This is a genomic window from Acidocella aquatica, assembly GCF_030160635.1.
Classification (GTDB): domain Bacteria; phylum Pseudomonadota; class Alphaproteobacteria; order Acetobacterales; family Acetobacteraceae; genus Acidocella; species Acidocella aquatica.
In genome coordinates this window covers 1-16,226 of record NZ_BSOS01000026.1, presented here as the reverse complement: position 1 = coordinate 16,226, position 16,226 = coordinate 1, and the positions used below count along the sequence as shown (strand labels likewise).

19 protein-coding genes and 1 pseudogene are annotated in these 16,226 nt (G+C 56.5%); 13 read left to right on the top strand and 7 right to left on the bottom strand.

The genetic code is table 11. From position 1 onward, the window contains the following. Positions 1-7 precede the first annotated feature (7 nt). The 5 genes from QQJ84_RS06320 to QQJ84_RS06300 all read right to left on the bottom strand — a co-directional run bounded on the left by QQJ84_RS06320 (position 8) and on the right by QQJ84_RS06300 (position 4,824). The gene (locus tag QQJ84_RS06320) at positions 8-1,303 is read right to left on the bottom strand and encodes a DotG/IcmE/VirB10 family protein (RefSeq protein WP_284257278.1); all 1,296 of its coding nucleotides are present in this window, start codon (positions 1,301-1,303) and stop codon (positions 8-10) included. Next, positions 1,303-2,133: a DotH/IcmK family type IV secretion protein gene (locus tag QQJ84_RS06315; RefSeq protein WP_284257277.1), complete on the bottom strand. Its 831-nt coding sequence runs from the start codon at positions 2,131-2,133 to the stop codon at positions 1,303-1,305. Before QQJ84_RS06315 ends, QQJ84_RS06320 begins: the two co-directional genes overlap by 1 nt. Positions 2,134-2,291: 158 nt before the next feature. Further along, a complete protein-coding gene (locus tag QQJ84_RS06310; protein ID WP_284257276.1) occupies positions 2,292-2,921 on the bottom strand; it encodes a DotI/IcmL/TraM family protein in 630 nt (209 codons plus the stop codon). Then, a complete protein-coding gene (locus tag QQJ84_RS06305; protein WP_284257274.1) occupies positions 2,914-4,215 on the bottom strand; it encodes a hypothetical protein in 1,302 nt (433 codons plus the stop codon). The genes QQJ84_RS06310 and QQJ84_RS06305 overlap by 8 nt, the downstream gene beginning before the upstream one ends. A 111-nt stretch (positions 4,216-4,326) precedes the next feature. Continuing rightward, positions 4,327-4,824: a helix-turn-helix domain-containing protein gene (locus QQJ84_RS06300; protein WP_284257273.1), complete on the bottom strand. Its 498-nt coding sequence runs from the start codon at positions 4,822-4,824 to the stop codon at positions 4,327-4,329. 142 nt (positions 4,825-4,966) lie between these two features. Between QQJ84_RS06300 and QQJ84_RS06295 the strand changes: the two genes are divergently transcribed. The 13 genes and pseudogenes from QQJ84_RS06295 (at position 4,967) to QQJ84_RS06245 (ending at position 15,096) form a co-directional block, all read left to right on the top strand. Then, a complete protein-coding gene (locus tag QQJ84_RS06295; RefSeq protein ID WP_284257272.1) occupies positions 4,967-5,380 on the top strand; it encodes a hypothetical protein in 414 nt (137 codons plus the stop codon). Positions 5,381-5,444: 64 nt separating this feature from the next. After that, positions 5,445-5,915 carry a hypothetical protein gene (locus tag QQJ84_RS06290; RefSeq protein WP_284257271.1) on the top strand — a complete coding sequence of 157 codons (471 nt, stop codon included), beginning with the start codon at positions 5,445-5,447 and terminating at the stop codon, positions 5,913-5,915. Then, complete coding sequence (locus QQJ84_RS06285) at positions 5,915-6,466, top strand: hypothetical protein (protein WP_284257270.1); 552 nt, start codon at positions 5,915-5,917, stop codon at positions 6,464-6,466. Before QQJ84_RS06290 ends, QQJ84_RS06285 begins: the two co-directional genes overlap by 1 nt. A gap of 12 nt (positions 6,467-6,478) precedes the next feature. Then, positions 6,479-7,672, top strand: a complete 1,194-nt coding sequence (locus QQJ84_RS06280; RefSeq protein WP_284257268.1) for a hypothetical protein — start codon at positions 6,479-6,481, stop codon at positions 7,670-7,672. Positions 7,673-7,704: 32 nt separating this feature from the next. Beyond that, entirely contained in the window at positions 7,705-9,330 is a 1,626-nt protein-coding gene (locus tag QQJ84_RS06275) for a hypothetical protein (protein WP_284257267.1), read from the top strand. Positions 9,331-9,400: 70 nt separating this feature from the next. Beyond that, entirely contained in the window at positions 9,401-11,770 is a 2,370-nt protein-coding gene (locus tag QQJ84_RS06270) for a DotA/TraY family protein (protein WP_284257266.1), read from the top strand. Continuing rightward, a complete protein-coding gene (locus QQJ84_RS06265) occupies positions 11,757-12,197 on the top strand; it encodes a hypothetical protein (protein WP_284257264.1) in 441 nt (146 codons plus the stop codon). Before QQJ84_RS06270 ends, QQJ84_RS06265 begins: the two co-directional genes overlap by 14 nt. A gap of 613 nt (positions 12,198-12,810) precedes the next feature. Beyond that, entirely contained in the window at positions 12,811-13,455 is a 645-nt protein-coding gene (locus QQJ84_RS06260; RefSeq protein WP_284257263.1) for a hypothetical protein, read from the top strand. Positions 13,456-13,465: 10 nt separating this feature from the next. After that, complete coding sequence (locus QQJ84_RS06255) at positions 13,466-13,870, top strand: SH3 domain-containing protein (RefSeq protein ID WP_284257262.1); 405 nt, start codon at positions 13,466-13,468, stop codon at positions 13,868-13,870. 108 nt (positions 13,871-13,978) lie between these two features. Then, positions 13,979-14,209, top strand: a complete 231-nt coding sequence (locus QQJ84_RS19455; RefSeq protein ID WP_408861855.1) for a site-2 protease family protein — start codon at positions 13,979-13,981, stop codon at positions 14,207-14,209. A gap of 52 nt (positions 14,210-14,261) precedes the next feature. Beyond that, a pseudogene (locus QQJ84_RS19450) lies at positions 14,262-14,510 on the top strand (PDZ domain-containing protein); the annotation flags it as partial. 13 nt (positions 14,511-14,523) lie between these two features. Further along, on the top strand, positions 14,524-14,748 hold the full coding sequence (locus QQJ84_RS06250; RefSeq protein WP_284257261.1) for a hypothetical protein: 225 nt from the start codon (positions 14,524-14,526) through the stop codon (positions 14,746-14,748). Between the two features lie 6 nt (positions 14,749-14,754). Further along, positions 14,755-15,096 (top strand): site-2 protease family protein, encoded by a 342-nt coding sequence (locus QQJ84_RS06245; RefSeq protein ID WP_284257319.1) that lies wholly within the window; start codon positions 14,755-14,757, stop codon positions 15,094-15,096. 28 nt (positions 15,097-15,124) lie between these two features. On the opposite strand, the gene QQJ84_RS06240 is transcribed toward QQJ84_RS06245, so the two are convergent. Beyond that, complete coding sequence (locus tag QQJ84_RS06240) at positions 15,125-15,424, bottom strand: type II toxin-antitoxin system RelE/ParE family toxin (RefSeq protein ID WP_284257260.1); 300 nt, start codon at positions 15,422-15,424, stop codon at positions 15,125-15,127. Further along, positions 15,421-15,675, bottom strand: a complete 255-nt coding sequence (locus QQJ84_RS06235; protein ID WP_284257259.1) for a type II toxin-antitoxin system ParD family antitoxin — start codon at positions 15,673-15,675, stop codon at positions 15,421-15,423. Before QQJ84_RS06235 ends, QQJ84_RS06240 begins: the two co-directional genes overlap by 4 nt. Positions 15,676-16,226 lie beyond the last annotated feature (551 nt).

Genomic DNA, 16,226 nt, shown 5'->3' with positions numbered 1-16,226 from the left:
CTCACCTTCAGTAGGGCGCCTTTACATCCGAGAGAAACATCACACCAACCGCAACGTTTGCAGCGAGCGTAATCGTGGGACCTTTCGGCGCATCCTGATCGAGCGTGCTACCGATTTGTCCCGCCGCTACGCCGGCCGCCACGCCAAGCTGTTGATGAAAGTTCAAATTGGTGGTGGCCGTGGCACCACCCAAGGGGCTCAACACCTGAGTTGTATTTGAAGTCGTCGCGAGCGCATTCCCCAGACCCTGCACAAAAGCCGCGGCGGCGGGCAACAAAAAGCGCGAGATATAATGTTGATCCACGCCGGAGGCGACGGCCGCCTGCATCGTATCTGGTGCAATCACCACACCGGAACACGCAATCGGCTGACCGTTATGGATGATCTGGTACACATTAATAATAAGCCGGTCATTCTCGCGCGAAAAATTGCCGATCATGCGATCGCCGGCAATCGGCCCGCTATCTGCCTGCAACACCACGGGGCTGGTCTCATCCGAGCTCAACGCCAATATTGGATGCGCGAAAATCCCCCGCCCCGCCGGAATGATGACATGTGTGGCTGACGCGGCCGGATCGGGATCGGCTGCGACACTCGGCGACGCGGTCGATCCGGTTTGCCCTGCCGAACCCGCATTTGAAGCCTGGCCCGTCGATGCCGCATCGCTTTGGGGCGGCGGAGGCGGCAACACCACATCGGTCGTGGGCGGCCGGCCATTCCATTGGCTGAATAGCCCGTTAATGGCGGCCGTATAGGATGTTTGTTGCGGATCACCGCCGCTATCCGCGGTTTGCACGCCTTGCGTCTGCGGGTCGGAAGTGCCAGGCAGCGGGGGTGGAAAAACGGGTGCATCCACCTGCTGAACCACCGCAGGCGGCGGCGGAGATGGCGGCGCCGGTTGGACAAAATGCTGCGCCGGCAAAGGTGCGGCACTCGCCGCGGATGGCGGAAATACCAGCGCATCAAGGGCAACTGGTACGCTAGCGGCGAGAGGCGGCGTATAAGATGTTCCCTTACTCAACGCGGTATTTGCAGCCGCGTCGTTGGCGTCTAAAGCCAACGCATTCTGCTCCTGATTGCTATTCAGGCCGCCGGGATTGGCATCAACGGCCTGCATCCGCGCGTCATAGGAGACAAGAGGCTTGCTTTTGCCGTCTAGCGTCATAGCCACTAGGCCGGCCGCCAGCGCCAGGCCCGAAACGCCGATGATCAACAGCCGGCGTGGGCCCGCCCGCCCAGCGCCGCTCCACAAGCCTCGCTTCGAAAATATGGATGGTTTTTTCGGAATTGCCGCGTCTGACATCACTGCCCCTCCTTCAACTCTGCGGAAACCGTCCGGCCGTCCACCGAAAGGAGGACAACAGGTGTATCGGGCACTGCATAGACCGTGGTGCCCGCCTCGGCTTCTGAAGCCGTCCATTCAGGCGAGAGCAGCGTGTCGCTGGTCCGCAAATAAACATTCCCGCCCAGCTTCCAGGCACGCAGATCCTCGGGTGATACGCCTTCTACGGAGAGTGGTGTGGCGTCGGCGGGTGGAACACCCTCCAGCATGCCGGTAAGGTACGGTGCGCCGGTATCGGGCGCGTCCTGCTCCGGCGGCACCGTTGCCACCAGCGCATTCGGCCCCGGTCCGGCAACATGAATTGACAGATCGGCGTCATAGCTGCTCGTGCCCGACATCAATAAAAACGTCAGCGGCTTTGGCGCGCCCTGCAGCGAAACCACGAGGCCACCACGAGGTGCGAGCGACATCGGTGTGATCTCCAGCACGTTGCTGCCTTTTGCCGGGGTGCAGACCAAAAACCCGATCGCCTCTACCGAAGGCCCACCACTACCGCCATTTTGCTGCACATTGCAATCGCTTGCCGTGGCCACCGACGCCGGATCTGAATTGGTGTCCCATTCCACCGGCCAGGGCTGACCAGTGCCGTCGAAGAAGCTGACCGCAGTCGGGTAACCTTTTACGGTGCTGATGATATCAATGGCATTGCCCGGCGCGAAAGAAACATTCACTTCCCGGCTTTGCGGCTCGGCCAAGGCCGTCCCTGCCTGTTCCGCCGCCTGCTGGTTTGCCTGATAGCGCTGTGCCAGTTGCGTGATCATGGCCGGCGTCAGAGGAATCGCGGATTGCACGGCTTGTTCCTGAGCGGAGGCATTACCATTTTGGCTTGAGCTATCCGCAGTTTGGCCGAAGGCAAGCCCACCCCACAAAAGCCCCCCAGTCAGTGTAGCGGCACAAATTGAAGCCATCATATTTGGTCGCGTTCTGGTGTGTCTCATGATAAATCCGTTCATCGCTGCGCCGCCACCAACTGGTCGATTGCTAAGCCTTTGGGATAATTCGGGTCATTTGTGCGAATGACGAGCGCGGAAATCATGTAGTTATTCGTGCTCGTCTGATTGACGTTCTCGCAGGTCTGCGAGATCGGAACCTGGACCTGATAGGCCAGGGCGCCATTATCGAAGATCGTTTGCACGATCAGTGCCGCGCGCTGCGTTTGTGCATGACAAAGCAAGCGCGCGGACTTCAACTCATTGAAATTGCCCGAGCTAATAATGGAATTTGCGAATGTATTCCAACCTCGCAACGTGAACTGATGGGAAGCTTCGCTCATCTCCGTGGGATAATTATAATAGTCCACATTATATGGGGCTAGGATTGCGGAGACGGTCCAGTTCAGCAGATCGGTATCACCCATTACGGGATCGCTCAGCGGTTGTATCGGAATAGGATTGTTTAACTCATCAACGCTGAAATATTTTGCGGGCTCAGGATGTGTCCATATCCAGGTGTCGTGAATGGCAAATGCTATATTCAGACCCATCGAGATCATCAGGGCCGTTAAAGCCCGATGGACCAACGAGCCCGCAAAATCCGGATCAGAAATGCGATGCGCGACGGCCGCTTGCTGATTACGCATGGGCTGCACTCCGAGAGTTTCTGTTGCAGCCGTTTTTGCCAGGGTCTTTTGCGAATGGCAGCATTATTGCACGTGGCGATGGCTTCGCGTCGTGGCCTTTTAGAATTGATATCTTATTGTATCGGCCCTCAATCCGATGGATACGCTCCCGGTTTCTTGGTGAAAAACGAATTTTAGTCACGTCCGTCTTATGCACCCAGAACCAGTCACCTTTGCCATCCCGGGTTTCGCTCGCGGTTTTGCAATGTTGCAGGACGTAGCCAGACTGCGCGAGCGTCTCGCGCGCGCAGCGCTCATCAAAAATATCGCCGAATTTTCTGCGATCTTCATCAACAGGAATACTACAGTCAGTTCGGAATGTGCGATATGCCCCTTCCTTCATACCGACCCGTTTAGCCGCTTCTTGATAGGTCAAGCCGCCCATCATCAACATCCCACAAATCCATACGATGAGTTTGTTTGTGAGCTTCAGTCGTGTTTTACCAATCCATCTCAGATCAGCGGTGAAATCGACCTCCGCTTCGGTCATCGGGATAAAGAAATCTGATGTTGAGCGAGCAAGCCGGGCAATTTCCAGTTGATTTTGCTTGAGACCCTGCTTCGCCGGCTGGCTATCCGTCCCGCCAACCACACCGAAAAGCGGCAGTTCGCACTGTCCAACGGACCCGCCAAAAAACGCGGTGATTTTCGCGCCAGGCGCTTCAATGGATGGCGGCGAGAATGCTTCCGCTGCCTCGCGCCCACGATAGGTAATGACGCCAGCAACCCGGCCGCACGCCGATTCAGGCGTCGGAGGGGACACGGTTTCGGGGTTTGAGGGTTGGCCATTTTTGCACCAGAAACAGCCTGCCTCAGGCTCGCGCAACGAGGCAGGGTCTGGCCTGTAGAGCGATTTGCGGGATGGGACGGCCAGGCCTAATTGCCGGCATTTCCAGCGGACAGCAGCCGCTGACCGCTTAACGCGTGCGCCGATGACCTCTGGGTGTGCCCCCATATAACGCCACCAAATCAGGCATGTAACTTCCCAGTGCGTCCAGTTTCTCGGACCGGGCTTGCGCAAGGGACGGTCGTGTGGGGTGGCCAATCCTAGCCTGGTCAAATGGTCATCAAGGAGCGAGCGTGTCAGGCTGAGGATCAGGCAAAGGGCCTCCATTCCCTGGCCTGACCTGATCATCCGGGAGAGCAAATCATCAAACGGGAACAGCACAACCGCCGTGAGTGAACGCAACACAGGCGGGACACCCAAAGGCCCCGGCAGTCCACGCTCCTCAGCTTTGGCTAATGCACCTGACACCCGCGTCTCCATAGGGAAAGACGGGCGGATGCTAAATCATGTTTAGATATTAAATCAACAAAAAAAGCTCAATTATCTGAAATACCAGATAACCAGGAAGCCGCAGGGTGTTTACTCGCTTTCAGGCACCTGTCCATTTTCAATCAAATCATCTAGGGGAGGCAAATTAAAACGTATCTTTGCCATCTCCCGCAGGGCTTCACGCAACGCGGTCTCTTGCTTCTCGCGCCGCGTTTCCTCACGTTCGATCCGATGGCGTTCGTTTAGCAAATACTCCTCCACAACACTGGTTGCTCGATCCAGTTTAGCAGTTAGGTGTTTCACATCTGAGGCTGACGCCGGAGCGCCTGGTGGGCCAGGAAGTAAATCGTGCAGATTAATATCGAGGGCTTTGGCCATTTTCTCCAAAGTCCTTAGAGTCGGATTTGTATCTCCGTATTCCAATTCGAAAACATACGACTGTTTAACTCCCGCTTTCTCCCCAAGTTGCGACTGTGTCAGTCCCGCCGACTGTCTAGCATCTTGCAACCTCTGCGCGACGATTCTTACCACATCATTGAAATCTTCTGCACCAACATTTTGTTCGTGACTTTTCGTCGTCCGTGCCATTTCTCGCCTACCAAATACATCTAGCCGAAAAGCCACGCGAATGTTCCGGCTAGAATCCTTCCCAAATACATGACGCTTATAGCATTGCTGTTCGCTTTTGCGCGACCCTAGAACACAGTCTGAAACAAAAAAGGAGCATTTCATGGTGCGCGCGCTGCCTTTGATATTGGCGTCCGCTTTGCTGTTTACCTTCTCCCCGGCACATGCGAATTTTCTCATTCAGTCTCCGCCGGGTGATACGGGTCCAGAAATTTTGGATTCGAGTGCGGCGGGTGCTCCAGCGCCGCCGCCTGGTGCGGATAACGCCAGCCAGCCGGTTCACTGGAAAATGGCCTATGGTTTCGGGAACAGCATTCCGCTTGCCTTTGCCTGCCGCCAGATCGTGCCCCCCGCTGTCAAGGTGACTTACGGTCCAGGTGTCAACCCGGCGGTCCCCGTGAACTGGAAAGGCGGCGACACATGGAACCACGTGCTCCGCGACAGTGTTAAGCCGATCGGGCTCAGCCTGCAGATGACCTATATGGCAGTCGCGATCGTGAAAAACCCGGCCAAATAATTTTTAGCGGCCATTCGCATTTGACCTCGGCAGACTGGCTTCAGAATTTCTGGAGTGAGTTTGAATGCTCGATTTCACAGAGGCTGACGTTGCCGCCTGGTTCACGCCGATACGTCCACCCACGCGCCAAAACAACTGGCCCCCCGCGATCCGGGCGCTGGAGCGCGGACCCAACGTAGCACCCCTGCTCCATGAGTTGGGAGCCGTCCTATCCGAACTTGGCACCCAAGACCCGTCCATCCTCCCGAAGGTCCTCCTGGGCGATCCTGTCCCGCATGACCTTCAAACAGTAGCAGCCCAACTAGGAGCAGCGCGGCTCCTTCGGCTTGTCGACTGGCTTTCCGCGACCCTGCCCGGCGCCCCGCAGCTCCTCGCCCAGCTCTCCCAGGGCAGAACGGCAAATGCCCAAGCCATAAATTCAGCGCTTCGCGCCCTCACGGCGCGCGACACGCTTACCCGGATGTTCAGCCCCGATCGAGTGGCCTGGCTCCAATCCTGTGCCGAGGCCGCGACCAACCCCCAGGAGAATGCCTGATGCAACGACGCAAACTGGCACTTGCCGCCCTGCTTATCGGGATGCTACCGGCCGCAGAGGCCGTAGCTCAAACCACGACCACGGGAAGTGTGGGGTGTTCCACCATCGTCCAAGCCGCGGCGAACGGTATGACTGCGCGGATGGCGGCCGATAACCAAACCATCAAGCAGCCCACCAGCGTCACGCAATTATCCTGCTTGAACAATTTCTTCAATGGCGTTGGCCTGAATCTGGTGACCAACCTACTGAACCCCGCGAATCTTCTGCAAAGCGTCGAAGGCCAGCTTTGCAACGCGGTTACGAGCACCTGGAATTCTTGGACAAGTGGCCTGCAGTGCGGCCTGACAGTTACAGGCTTCAATTTTGGTTTCGGCGGCCTTGGTGGCGGATTGTCCTGTCCGAAACTCACTTTTGGCGGCGGCGGGCCTCCAATCGGTTCAATCGGGCTTGGGGTCGGTACAAATGGGTCAGGGAACGGTCTCTACATCAACGGCAACGGCCTAGCCCCGCCAGGTTACACATTACCGCAAACCCCTGTCGGCAGCTACTAAGGGAGGACACTCATGCGCCGAAACAGATTATTGGGCCTGACCGCTCTGGGAATCGCAGTTGGCGGCGTGTTCGTAGGTGCGAAGCCCGCTTATGCTGACCTTCCCGTCATCGACCCTGCCTCGATCATTCAAGAAATCAAGCAAATCAACGTCCTGGGCACAATTGAAAGCGCTCTCACCACCTTGCTGGGTAAATCTGGACCGTTGGCGACCCTCATGGGCGACAACACATACGGTACGGTTCAGCAACTGTTGCAGGAAGGATTCACCCAGCAAGCAAACTATTCCAAAGCCTCGATCGGCGCGATGGAAAACATCACCGATGCTTCCAACGAAGCGATGGCGCAATACGACCTTCAACTCCGCGATGCGCAAATCAGGGACGAACAAACGGCAAGCCCCACAGCCTGCACTGGCCTCGACAACGGCGTCAGTACACAAGCAGCCGCCATTCAAGGAGATGCGGTCGGATTTACCCTCGGACAGATCGAGGATGTCCGCGACGAGTCAGGTCCCACGTCTCCCTCCTATTACGGTCAGGCCCAGGGTGTTGCATCAGAAAACGCGGAGCATCTAAACTACTATTGCGATCCAAACGATGTCGCCGCTGGGCTTTGCGCTGATTCCACTACCGCAACAGCGGATGCAGACCAGCGCTTCTCCAGCCTGTTTGGAAGCGGCACCTACGCTAACCAAACAGCGGTCACCACCGCAAAGGATTACGCGATCAACCTGATCGAACCCGTGGCGCCGGCCGCATTGCGCGGAGATCAGTTGAATTCCATTGCCGGGCAAGATGCTGCCGTACAACGCCGCAGTTACAATGCGAGAATATCACTTGCACAGAACGTCATCGACAACATCATCGGCATGCAATCACCCTCCGTCCCGCTGACCGCCCAGCAACAAACCTATCTGACGAATATGGGGCTCCCGCAGCAGGCCACCGGGTCCTGGCTACAGGTTCTTCAAATCAATGCGGAAAGCCGTGTCAGTGACATCAACTGGAACGCCCAGCTACAGAGCATGCCTCCGGCAGCAGTCAACCGCGAAATTGCGCTCGAATTGGCACTCAACAACTACCTAGAATTCCAGATTTTCTCGATTGATTTGAAAAATGCCGCGGTCAACGCAACCACTCTGGCGCAAATCACCCAGCATGATTTCCAGCCCGAAGTGCAAATGCCAACACCGAATATCAACTAACCCATCCTTCCAATTCTTCAGGGGAGACTCGAATGTCAGACTCAAATCAACCGACACCGAACGACACACCCGCAGCCACAGCACCAAAAACCGATGGGCCGATGCGGGAAGTTCTCGCCAAGTTGTTGGAGAGCGCTAACCATCTCTCGGAAACCGATAAGCAGCTTAGTGGCAGGATTCGGGATTTTGGGCTGGCGGCAAAAGACCCTCTCCAGTTTGACGATACCTCTGTACAGCATCAGATCGCAGCTACAGTCGCAGATTTTGAAAAAGCTACCAGAAAACAGTTGGACCTTTCCGCCGTGCAGCGCGCCGAGGTGACGAAATTAACCGCACCAAGTGGGGCGCCAGATGTATCCGCGCTGCATACGCCACCTGATCCGATCCGGGATGTACTCTCAAAACTCGTTGCTAGCATTGATCAATTGCCGGATTCCGCGAAAAATCTAGGCCGTAAAATTCAGGAACTCGACAACGATGCACGAGAGCCGGTCCGCTTCAACCAAAAATCCGTTCAGCATGATGTTGCGTATGCCGTCCAGGATTTTGAAAAGGCCACGGGCCGGCAGCTTGACCTGAATCCTGCACAGCGGGCCGAGGCCACGAGACTGGCGGCGAGCGCGCCTGGCCTTGAGAACGGCCGAATGATTGCATTGCTGGGAACGACACCGCAAATCAATGATAGCGGTGTCGTTCGGGAAATTCGTCGAAGTGCAGCGGAAATTGGACGCCAAGCTAACCAGTCAACACCGGGTACAGAATCGCTCATCGATAATCTCGAAAATAAAATACGCTTGGCAACTCGGCTCCCTGAAGCCGTGAATGACGCCCGCTCGGGCGTTTCTTCTGGGCAAGCAGAACAGTCGAGCGCCAACGCCGACACAACCAACACATCAAGCAGCGCCCGAGGGGACCAGCCGCAGCGGAATGATCCCACACCACGCGGCACTCGCAATGCCCCGAGCTCCCAGGAACCGCCGCCGGTGCAGACCGCAGTGCTTCGTGGCGGCATTCTCGACACGCTGACTGCAGCACTTCGCGGCAACGGAAATATCGAAAATGCGCCATGGACCCCGCAAGCGACACCATTCGCCGATCGGCTTCGGTCGTTCGAAGCAAAGGTTGCTGGCCGTGACCAGGACAGCGTCATCGGCCGCGTCGAGAAATCCGCCCGCGCCGCCGTCGAGGCGCTGGATGGTTTTCGCAATACCGAAGGTGCAGCTGTTATGAACCGCATTCAGAGCGCCGCACGTGCCGAACCAGGCGGAATGGCAAGCGTCCTATCAGAGATGCGCGAAGGGGGGAGATTCAGCGATCTGCGCCAAGCGTTCAATACAGCGCTCAACGACGATAAGGGCTTCACGCAAGCCTATGACAAAGCAGCATCTGCGCTGGCGCGCTATGGCGAGGGACGGCAACAAGTCGAACAGATCATCGCCAAACGGTCGGACGCCTCCAATCTGACCGCAAAATTCGACCAACTCGACAGTCAGATCGGCGAGCGCGCGAGCAGTACACCCTCGCGCAACGAAGGGAAAAATATGCTCGACGATATCTCGAAAACAATCGCCGAGATTATCCAAAGTGCCGCCGACAAGGTACGCGCCATGTTCTCGCGCGCACCATCTGCAGGGGCGGGTCCCGCTCCCGCCGCCTAAACAAAACCCGGTCCCGCCATTCGCATCATACTGTGGGACCCTGTCGCTGTAGCCAAGCAGAGGTCCCCCAATGCGTAAGCCAAATGCAGTATCTCTCATTCTCGCGGTAGGCTTCGTGGCCATTGCGGGACCCGCGTTTGCCCAGGCCACCAACCCCTATAATGTCAGCTGGTCTTCGCTCAATCCGCAGGGTGATTGGTCAGCAACTGTTCTCCAGTCGCTGTTTCCGATTCCAGGCTTCACCCAAGGCGTATCGACGGGCAATGAAGCGACGGTGATCGGCCAATTGGTCGGACAGTTCACCGGCTTTGTCGCGGCGATCGCCTGCGCCTTCGTCTCCTACAACATCATCATGAACATTCACCGCGCAGCCGAGAGTTCGCAAGTGCTCGGGAGCGGCCAGACCTGGATGGCGGCTGTTCGGATCGGCTTCGCCGCCATCATGATGTTTCCCCTCGGAGGCGGGTTCTGCGCCGGTCAAGAAATGGTCATGCAGGGAGCCATGTGGGGGGTCGGCATGGCGAAATCACTTTACACCAATGCCATCCAGGCCGTGGGACCGGATGCAATTGTAATTGCTACGCCACAGATCCCGGGGACGAGCAACATCGTCGCCAATCTGATCAATGACCAGCTTTGCATGGATTTGGTTAATCTTGCCGGAAATGGTTCGGGTAACGGAACCCCGTTAATTCCCGTACCGCAGCCTCTGTCCGTCAACGATGGCCAGGGGAGCGGTTTCGTGACCTGGAGCTATTCTCTGGCCACGGGTGATGGCACCGGTAATCCCGTTTGCGGATCGGTCACCGTCCGCGAAGCCGCCTCGAATGCGACGACCATTGCCGGCGTAAACGTCGATATGGCAGCAACCCAGCAAGCAATCCTTACCAACGTGATCAACGGCGATCTGCAATCCCAGGTCCAAAGCGTCGCACAAAATCTTTGGCTCAATAAAACGGCTGCTTCTCTGGCACCTCTTCAGGGGATCTACAATTCTGCCGTCGCCGATTACACCAATCTGCTGACAACGGCAGCCACCGGCGTTCAAAGTCAAATTAATACCGCAATTCAGAGCAATGCGACCGCTGCCCGCAACGGTAATCTCGATCTTCTCAACAGCGAACAGCAGCAATCCACGCTAGGTTGGACCGCCGCCGGCGCCTATTATCTGGAAATCGCCCGCCTGAATGCCGAAACGCTCTCGGTGATGAATGCCACCCCGGATGTTACGACACCAACCTATGACGGCCTAGGCTCATCTCTCTCCGATGACCTGGCACCAGTCAAATCCGCGGCCGACTCCTACATGCAGGCATTACTTGAGACCGCCACCACCGCCGATGGCTCAAATCCGCCGAGCGGGATTCCAACGACGCTGGCCTCCGCGACCGACGCTGCAAAAGGCCAGACTGTGCTGGCGCAGCTTTTCAACTCCATTGGACTGAACGATTGGTTCCTCAATAAAATAACAGCCTTCCTTTTGCCGCCCACCCAGGTTTGGACTGACCCCTTTGGCGGTTTGATGTCCCTTGGCCAAGTCCTGATGAATGTCTCTTTGGCGGCGTTCGCTGCCGCTGGCATCCTCGCCTCCGGCACGGGCACCGCCGCAACAACGGTTTGGAACGTGCTGACCGGCAATTGGGCTGCGGCCGCAGCCACGGTTGCCATTCATCCACTTATATCGTTCCTCTCCGTCCCGATTTTCATGCTTCTGACGTCGATCCTCATGCCTGGCATGATAATCTCCTATGTGCTGCCAATGGTCCCCTATGTCATGTGGATGGCCGGTGTCTGCGGATGGATCATCCTGGTCTGCGAGGCCATGATTGCCGTGCCACTCTGGATGCTCGCCCACATGACCATCGGCGGAGACGGTCTCCATGGCCGCGCCATTGAAGGCTGGGGATTGTTGTTCAATGTCATGTTCCGCCCAACCTTGATGATCATCGGCCTCTTTCTGAGCTACTTCGTGTTCGATTGCATGTCCTGGCTGATCCGCGAGAGCTTCGGGATCGCCGTTGGCTTTGTCCTGGCCAATGGTTGGTTTGTCACCAACCTTATTGGCATTGTGGTTCTGCTAAATATCTTTGTGATGCTGCAAGTCACGACCGCCATCATGTCTTTCCGGATGATCGCCTTGTTACCTCACCACCTTCCCAGGCTTCTCGGTTTTACCGCTGCCAACCGGGTCGATATCGAGGCCTTCCAACAGCAGGCGGCCTGGGGCGCTGGGCAGGGTCTGGCTGGTGGCACGAAGCAAGCGCTCTCTGCGGGTTTGCAGGGCGTCAAGACCGCCGCCGACCAGAAGAAAAACTTGCCTCGCGGGCCTGCCGGGCTTATTTCTGGGCCACAAGGCGGTGGTGGCGACGAAGGCTTGGATTCCACATTGAGAGCCACCACCGACCAAAGTGATCAAGGTGCAGACAATGTCGATGTTTAATTTGGACGGTCAACTTGTAGCGGGTCAGCTCTCTAATATGTACACGGGCGATGTTTTTATAGACATTCTCCGAAGCAGGCGCGAGATGAAGGCTGAAGAGATGCAGCAGCAACAGCTGTTCGCCGTCCAACAGCGCTACGCGTGGCTCGTTGCTAAATATAATAATTTAGCGGATCGGTATAATGGCGTCCTTGCGGACAACAAAAAGGTCGATGCCGCCTATGCCGATGCGCTTGCGGAAAAAGACAGACAAATTGCCCGGCTGACTGCCGAAAAAGCAGACCTCGCCGCCGAAAAGGAAGAGTTTCGCCACATAGGGTACGAGACCTGTGGAAAGCTGTCTTATGCCCTAGAGGAAATTCAGCGCCTCAAAATCAAGGCGGGCGAACTATCGCCACCCGAACTCAAACCTGATGCTGATCTCTAACAAATAGATTACTCTCCATTCGCATTTTGATGCCGCATAGCAAGCCCGCAACTACGGAGCCAAGCTATGCGCAAATCATTTCTCCTTCTCGCCGGTCTCCTAGCCCTAACGGCTTGCGACCGGGGCAATATTAAACCGGTCGCGAGTTACTCAGCACCGCCGGCACCGCCGGTAAGAAACCCGACGTTCAATCCCTATGCACCCTACGGTGATGCCAATGCGACCTGGGAGCCGCCAACTTTCAATCAGGACGGCACAGTTGTAAAACCCGCGGAGCCATCCAGCCAAGCCAGCAGGCCGCCCTATGAATTTGCGCCATGGGCTACCGGGGCGGAAGGCGGAAGCCAAAACGTCCCACCAGGCACTTTCTAACGATAGAGAAAATAATCCAACGATTCGCGAATGCATCCGTCACGCTGACGCAGAACCAGCGAGAAGGTTTATGAACATGAAATTACGCCCATTTGGATTTCGACCGGTTGGGTGCGGGCCGCTTATCGTCCGCGCCGTAATATTGCTTGTTCCGTTGGCGCCTGGGTGGGCATTTGCCCAGGTCTCAGAGACATTGAATGGGGCGCCCGTCCAGGTTACCCCCTATCTGCCAGAGCCAGGTGTGCCCACCATCGCGATCCCTCAAGGTACGTTGAACACGGTCCCAACCGGCGCAGGTAGCGGGGCCGGCGGATCTTCTGGTGCCTCCGGCAGTGATGCCCTTGATACGCTGCTCGCCCAAAGTTGGGGATCGTCCGCGATCGCCAATGCTGAGGCCCTGGGTCTCAACCCTTCTGCTCTCGCGGCAGCCTGCGTCATCGAGAGCGGCTGCGGTGCTAACGACGGTAATGGCAGTGGCGCGCAGGGGCCGTTCCAAATGTACCCAGCAGCCTTTCAGGATGGGTTGCAAACTGCGCTGGCGGCAGACCCTTCCCTCGCATCACAAATTGTCCAAGGGTCCGCGGGAATGAATGATCCCACCACCGAAGCCATCGCCGCATCTGGCTATTTAATGCAGGCCAATCAAAATCTCGAAAGCTCGGGTATTAGCAATCCGACGGTACTCGATGTGAGAAGCTATTACGAATTTGGACCTCAATACGGTGCGCCGGTCGCCAATGCCGATCCATCTGCGCTACTTGCGGACGTCGTGCCCCAAAGCTATCTGACAAATAACAATATTCCTCTGAATACCACCGTCGCGCAATGGCAATCTTCAGTGGCTAACACCGTAGGAAATTCGGCCAATCAATCCGTCTTGATGTAGGAGAGCTGAAATGAAGAAATTGTTTCTCACAGCGGCAATGTTAGCCTCTTTCGTACCGGCTACCGTTCTCGCGCAACAGGCCACCCCAAGCCACGCTGCAACCGTCCTTTCTGGTTACGCCTGCATGGCACTAAATTTGCCAGCGGGTGAAATGATGAACCCAGATATTCAAGTCCCGATCTACAGCGATCCAACTTCATCCTCAACTCAAATTGGTCGGGCAAGCGCGATCGTAATCGTATCGTTTCCTCTCGTTCTCACCGATGGATATGCGCGAGTTCTGCACCTCAATGGCAAGACCGGTTGGATTTCCGAAAAATATATTAAGACGTGGGTAAACCCGGGTGGGACTGGAGATCACTGCTATCCGGTTTTGCTTTCAAATGGCCGTATAGGTTTTGAATTCCACAAATAGCCCGATTCTCATAACGAGACACAGATAAAACTTCGTTATATTTAACTCGGGTCGAGGAAACGCCCGCACATTCGATTCCGTTCAACCTGAAACGCCCAGGAATGTCCGATGGCGCACATCCCTCCGGTTATCATTGCGCTTGTCGGACTTTATTTCCTCGCAAATACCCTAATCCTCGCACACGAGTTCGGGCATTATGCCTTGGCCCGGCTTGCCGGCGTAATAGCGCGCCGGTTCGCCCTGGGCTTTGGCCCGCGCGTTTTTGAATGGACTGACCGGCGGGGTACGGTATGGCGTTTCTCTATGCTCCCCATGGGGGTATGTTTCCTTTCCAAGTGAACACAGCGCAACAGAAAACGGCGGCGATCTCAGCCGCCTGCCCCTTGCACGGATGGCAATTATCGAAGCAGGCCCTCTGGTAAATATTATCGTTGCGATCGCCATCTATGCCGGCATTTTCATGGTGCAGGGAATGCCAATCTTCCTACCAATCGCCAGCTCGGTCATTCCAGGCTCCCCGGCCGTCCGCGCGGGATTCCATGCCGGCGATCGCATTATTGGCGTGAACGACATTGCGGTCACAAGCTTCGATACCCTCCGGCCTATTTTGGAGGGTAACCCCGGAAAATCTATGGAATTCAGCGTCAACCGGCATGGCAAAATCCTGGCTCTTACTTACGGCCACCCTGACCAACGAACAGGCCGGCGGCCGGGAAGTCGGCTATCTCGGCATTTGGAGCGATGTCGCTTCACGCGAAAAGATGGGTTCTGGTCTGGCCCTTTTCACCGCATCGGAACGGACCTGGCAGGTGATAACGCAAACCTTCCAAGGAATTGGCCGCGCGCTCTCCAGCGGCCAGGGCGCCGGAAATTTCTAGGGTGTTATTGGGGTCGCGCACCTGGCCGGTCAGGGCGCACAAGCTGGAGGCGACACGCTTCTTACGTTGATGGCCGTCTTGTCCATTAACCTTGCCCTGATGAACCTCGTGCCGATCTCCGTTTTAGACGGCGGCGCGTTTCTGTTCTGCTTCTTTGAGTGGGTACGCGGCCGGCCAGCACCCGACCGCACTCAGGATTTTGCAACCCGCGGCGGCGTTGCCGTGATCATGCTCCTTTTCCTCTACACGACTGCTTACGATCTGGCGGGGCTGGGCGTTTTCGACTGGCTCCCAGGTATTGCACATGCGGCAACGGGAGCACATATCGTCTCGAATCGAGACCATTAGTGGAACATATAGTTTGTAGCGAAAGCCTTCAGAACAAGATCGCTGCATAGTTCCGCGCTCCATGGATGATGTGCAGGACATCAATACGATCGATCGGATTCCCGACCGCGCGATAAAAAATCTGGTAATTGCCATGCACCCGAAGGCGCACGCCGCGATGCTCGTAACGAGGTACAAGAGGAAAGCCCAGCGGCATCTCAGCCAGGCTGTTGCACTTGTCGCTTAGTTCGATGACGAAGGTCACCGCACGGAGAGGGTTATCACGAGCAATGTAGTCACCGATAGTATCAAGGTCGTGCTCTGCATCCGGCAGTAGGCGAACAATCACCTATCGCCTGCCATGGCCCGGTATTTGGCTTCCAGGCGGTCGAAAACCTCATTGGCAGGTTTCCCCTTGCCTGCCTCGGAATCGGTTAGGGCGCGTTCAACCACAGTATCTAATGCGGCGAGTTGCGCCTCACGGTCCTGAATCAAGCGGACTCCCTCGCGGAGCACTTCGCTTTTGGAGCCATAACGCCCTGTTTCAACCAAACGGCTGACAAAAATCTCAAGTTGCTGCCCCAAGTCGGCACTAATCATTCTTCGGCCCCCCATGAACTGCCTGCCGGCAGGATAGTCCTCTTATCAACAGTTATCAAGATACCGCAACCCGCGGCGGCGCTGCCGTGATCATGGCCCATTTCAGTCCCGCCAGATACTCTCAGGCAATCCGCCGTTTCAATAAGTTTCGTGGTAGTATTTATATTGGAACACGAGACCACCTCCCGCATCCTGATGCACATGGCACCATCCGCCAGGATTTGCCTGCTCGAAAGTTTGCTCATGCGGATCATCAAGCCAGCCGATTTCGCCCGTATGAGTGACCACCAAAAGCCAGTCGCCCCGCCTGTTGCCCATCGTGGCAACAGGCCCGGCCGTGATTCCAAGGCGCGGGTAGCCAAGTGGATCGCCCGGGGAACGCCAAATAGTCCGACGGCGACAGGGGTTCCAACACAATGAAACGGCGTATTTTGGGGCGGGTTGTACACCGGCACAATCGAACCCATCGTTGTGTATTCAGGGGCCAGGGCGATTCATTAAACCGCTGCGATCATTTGTGTGGCTCGGCTTCGGTTGTCCTGGAAATGCTC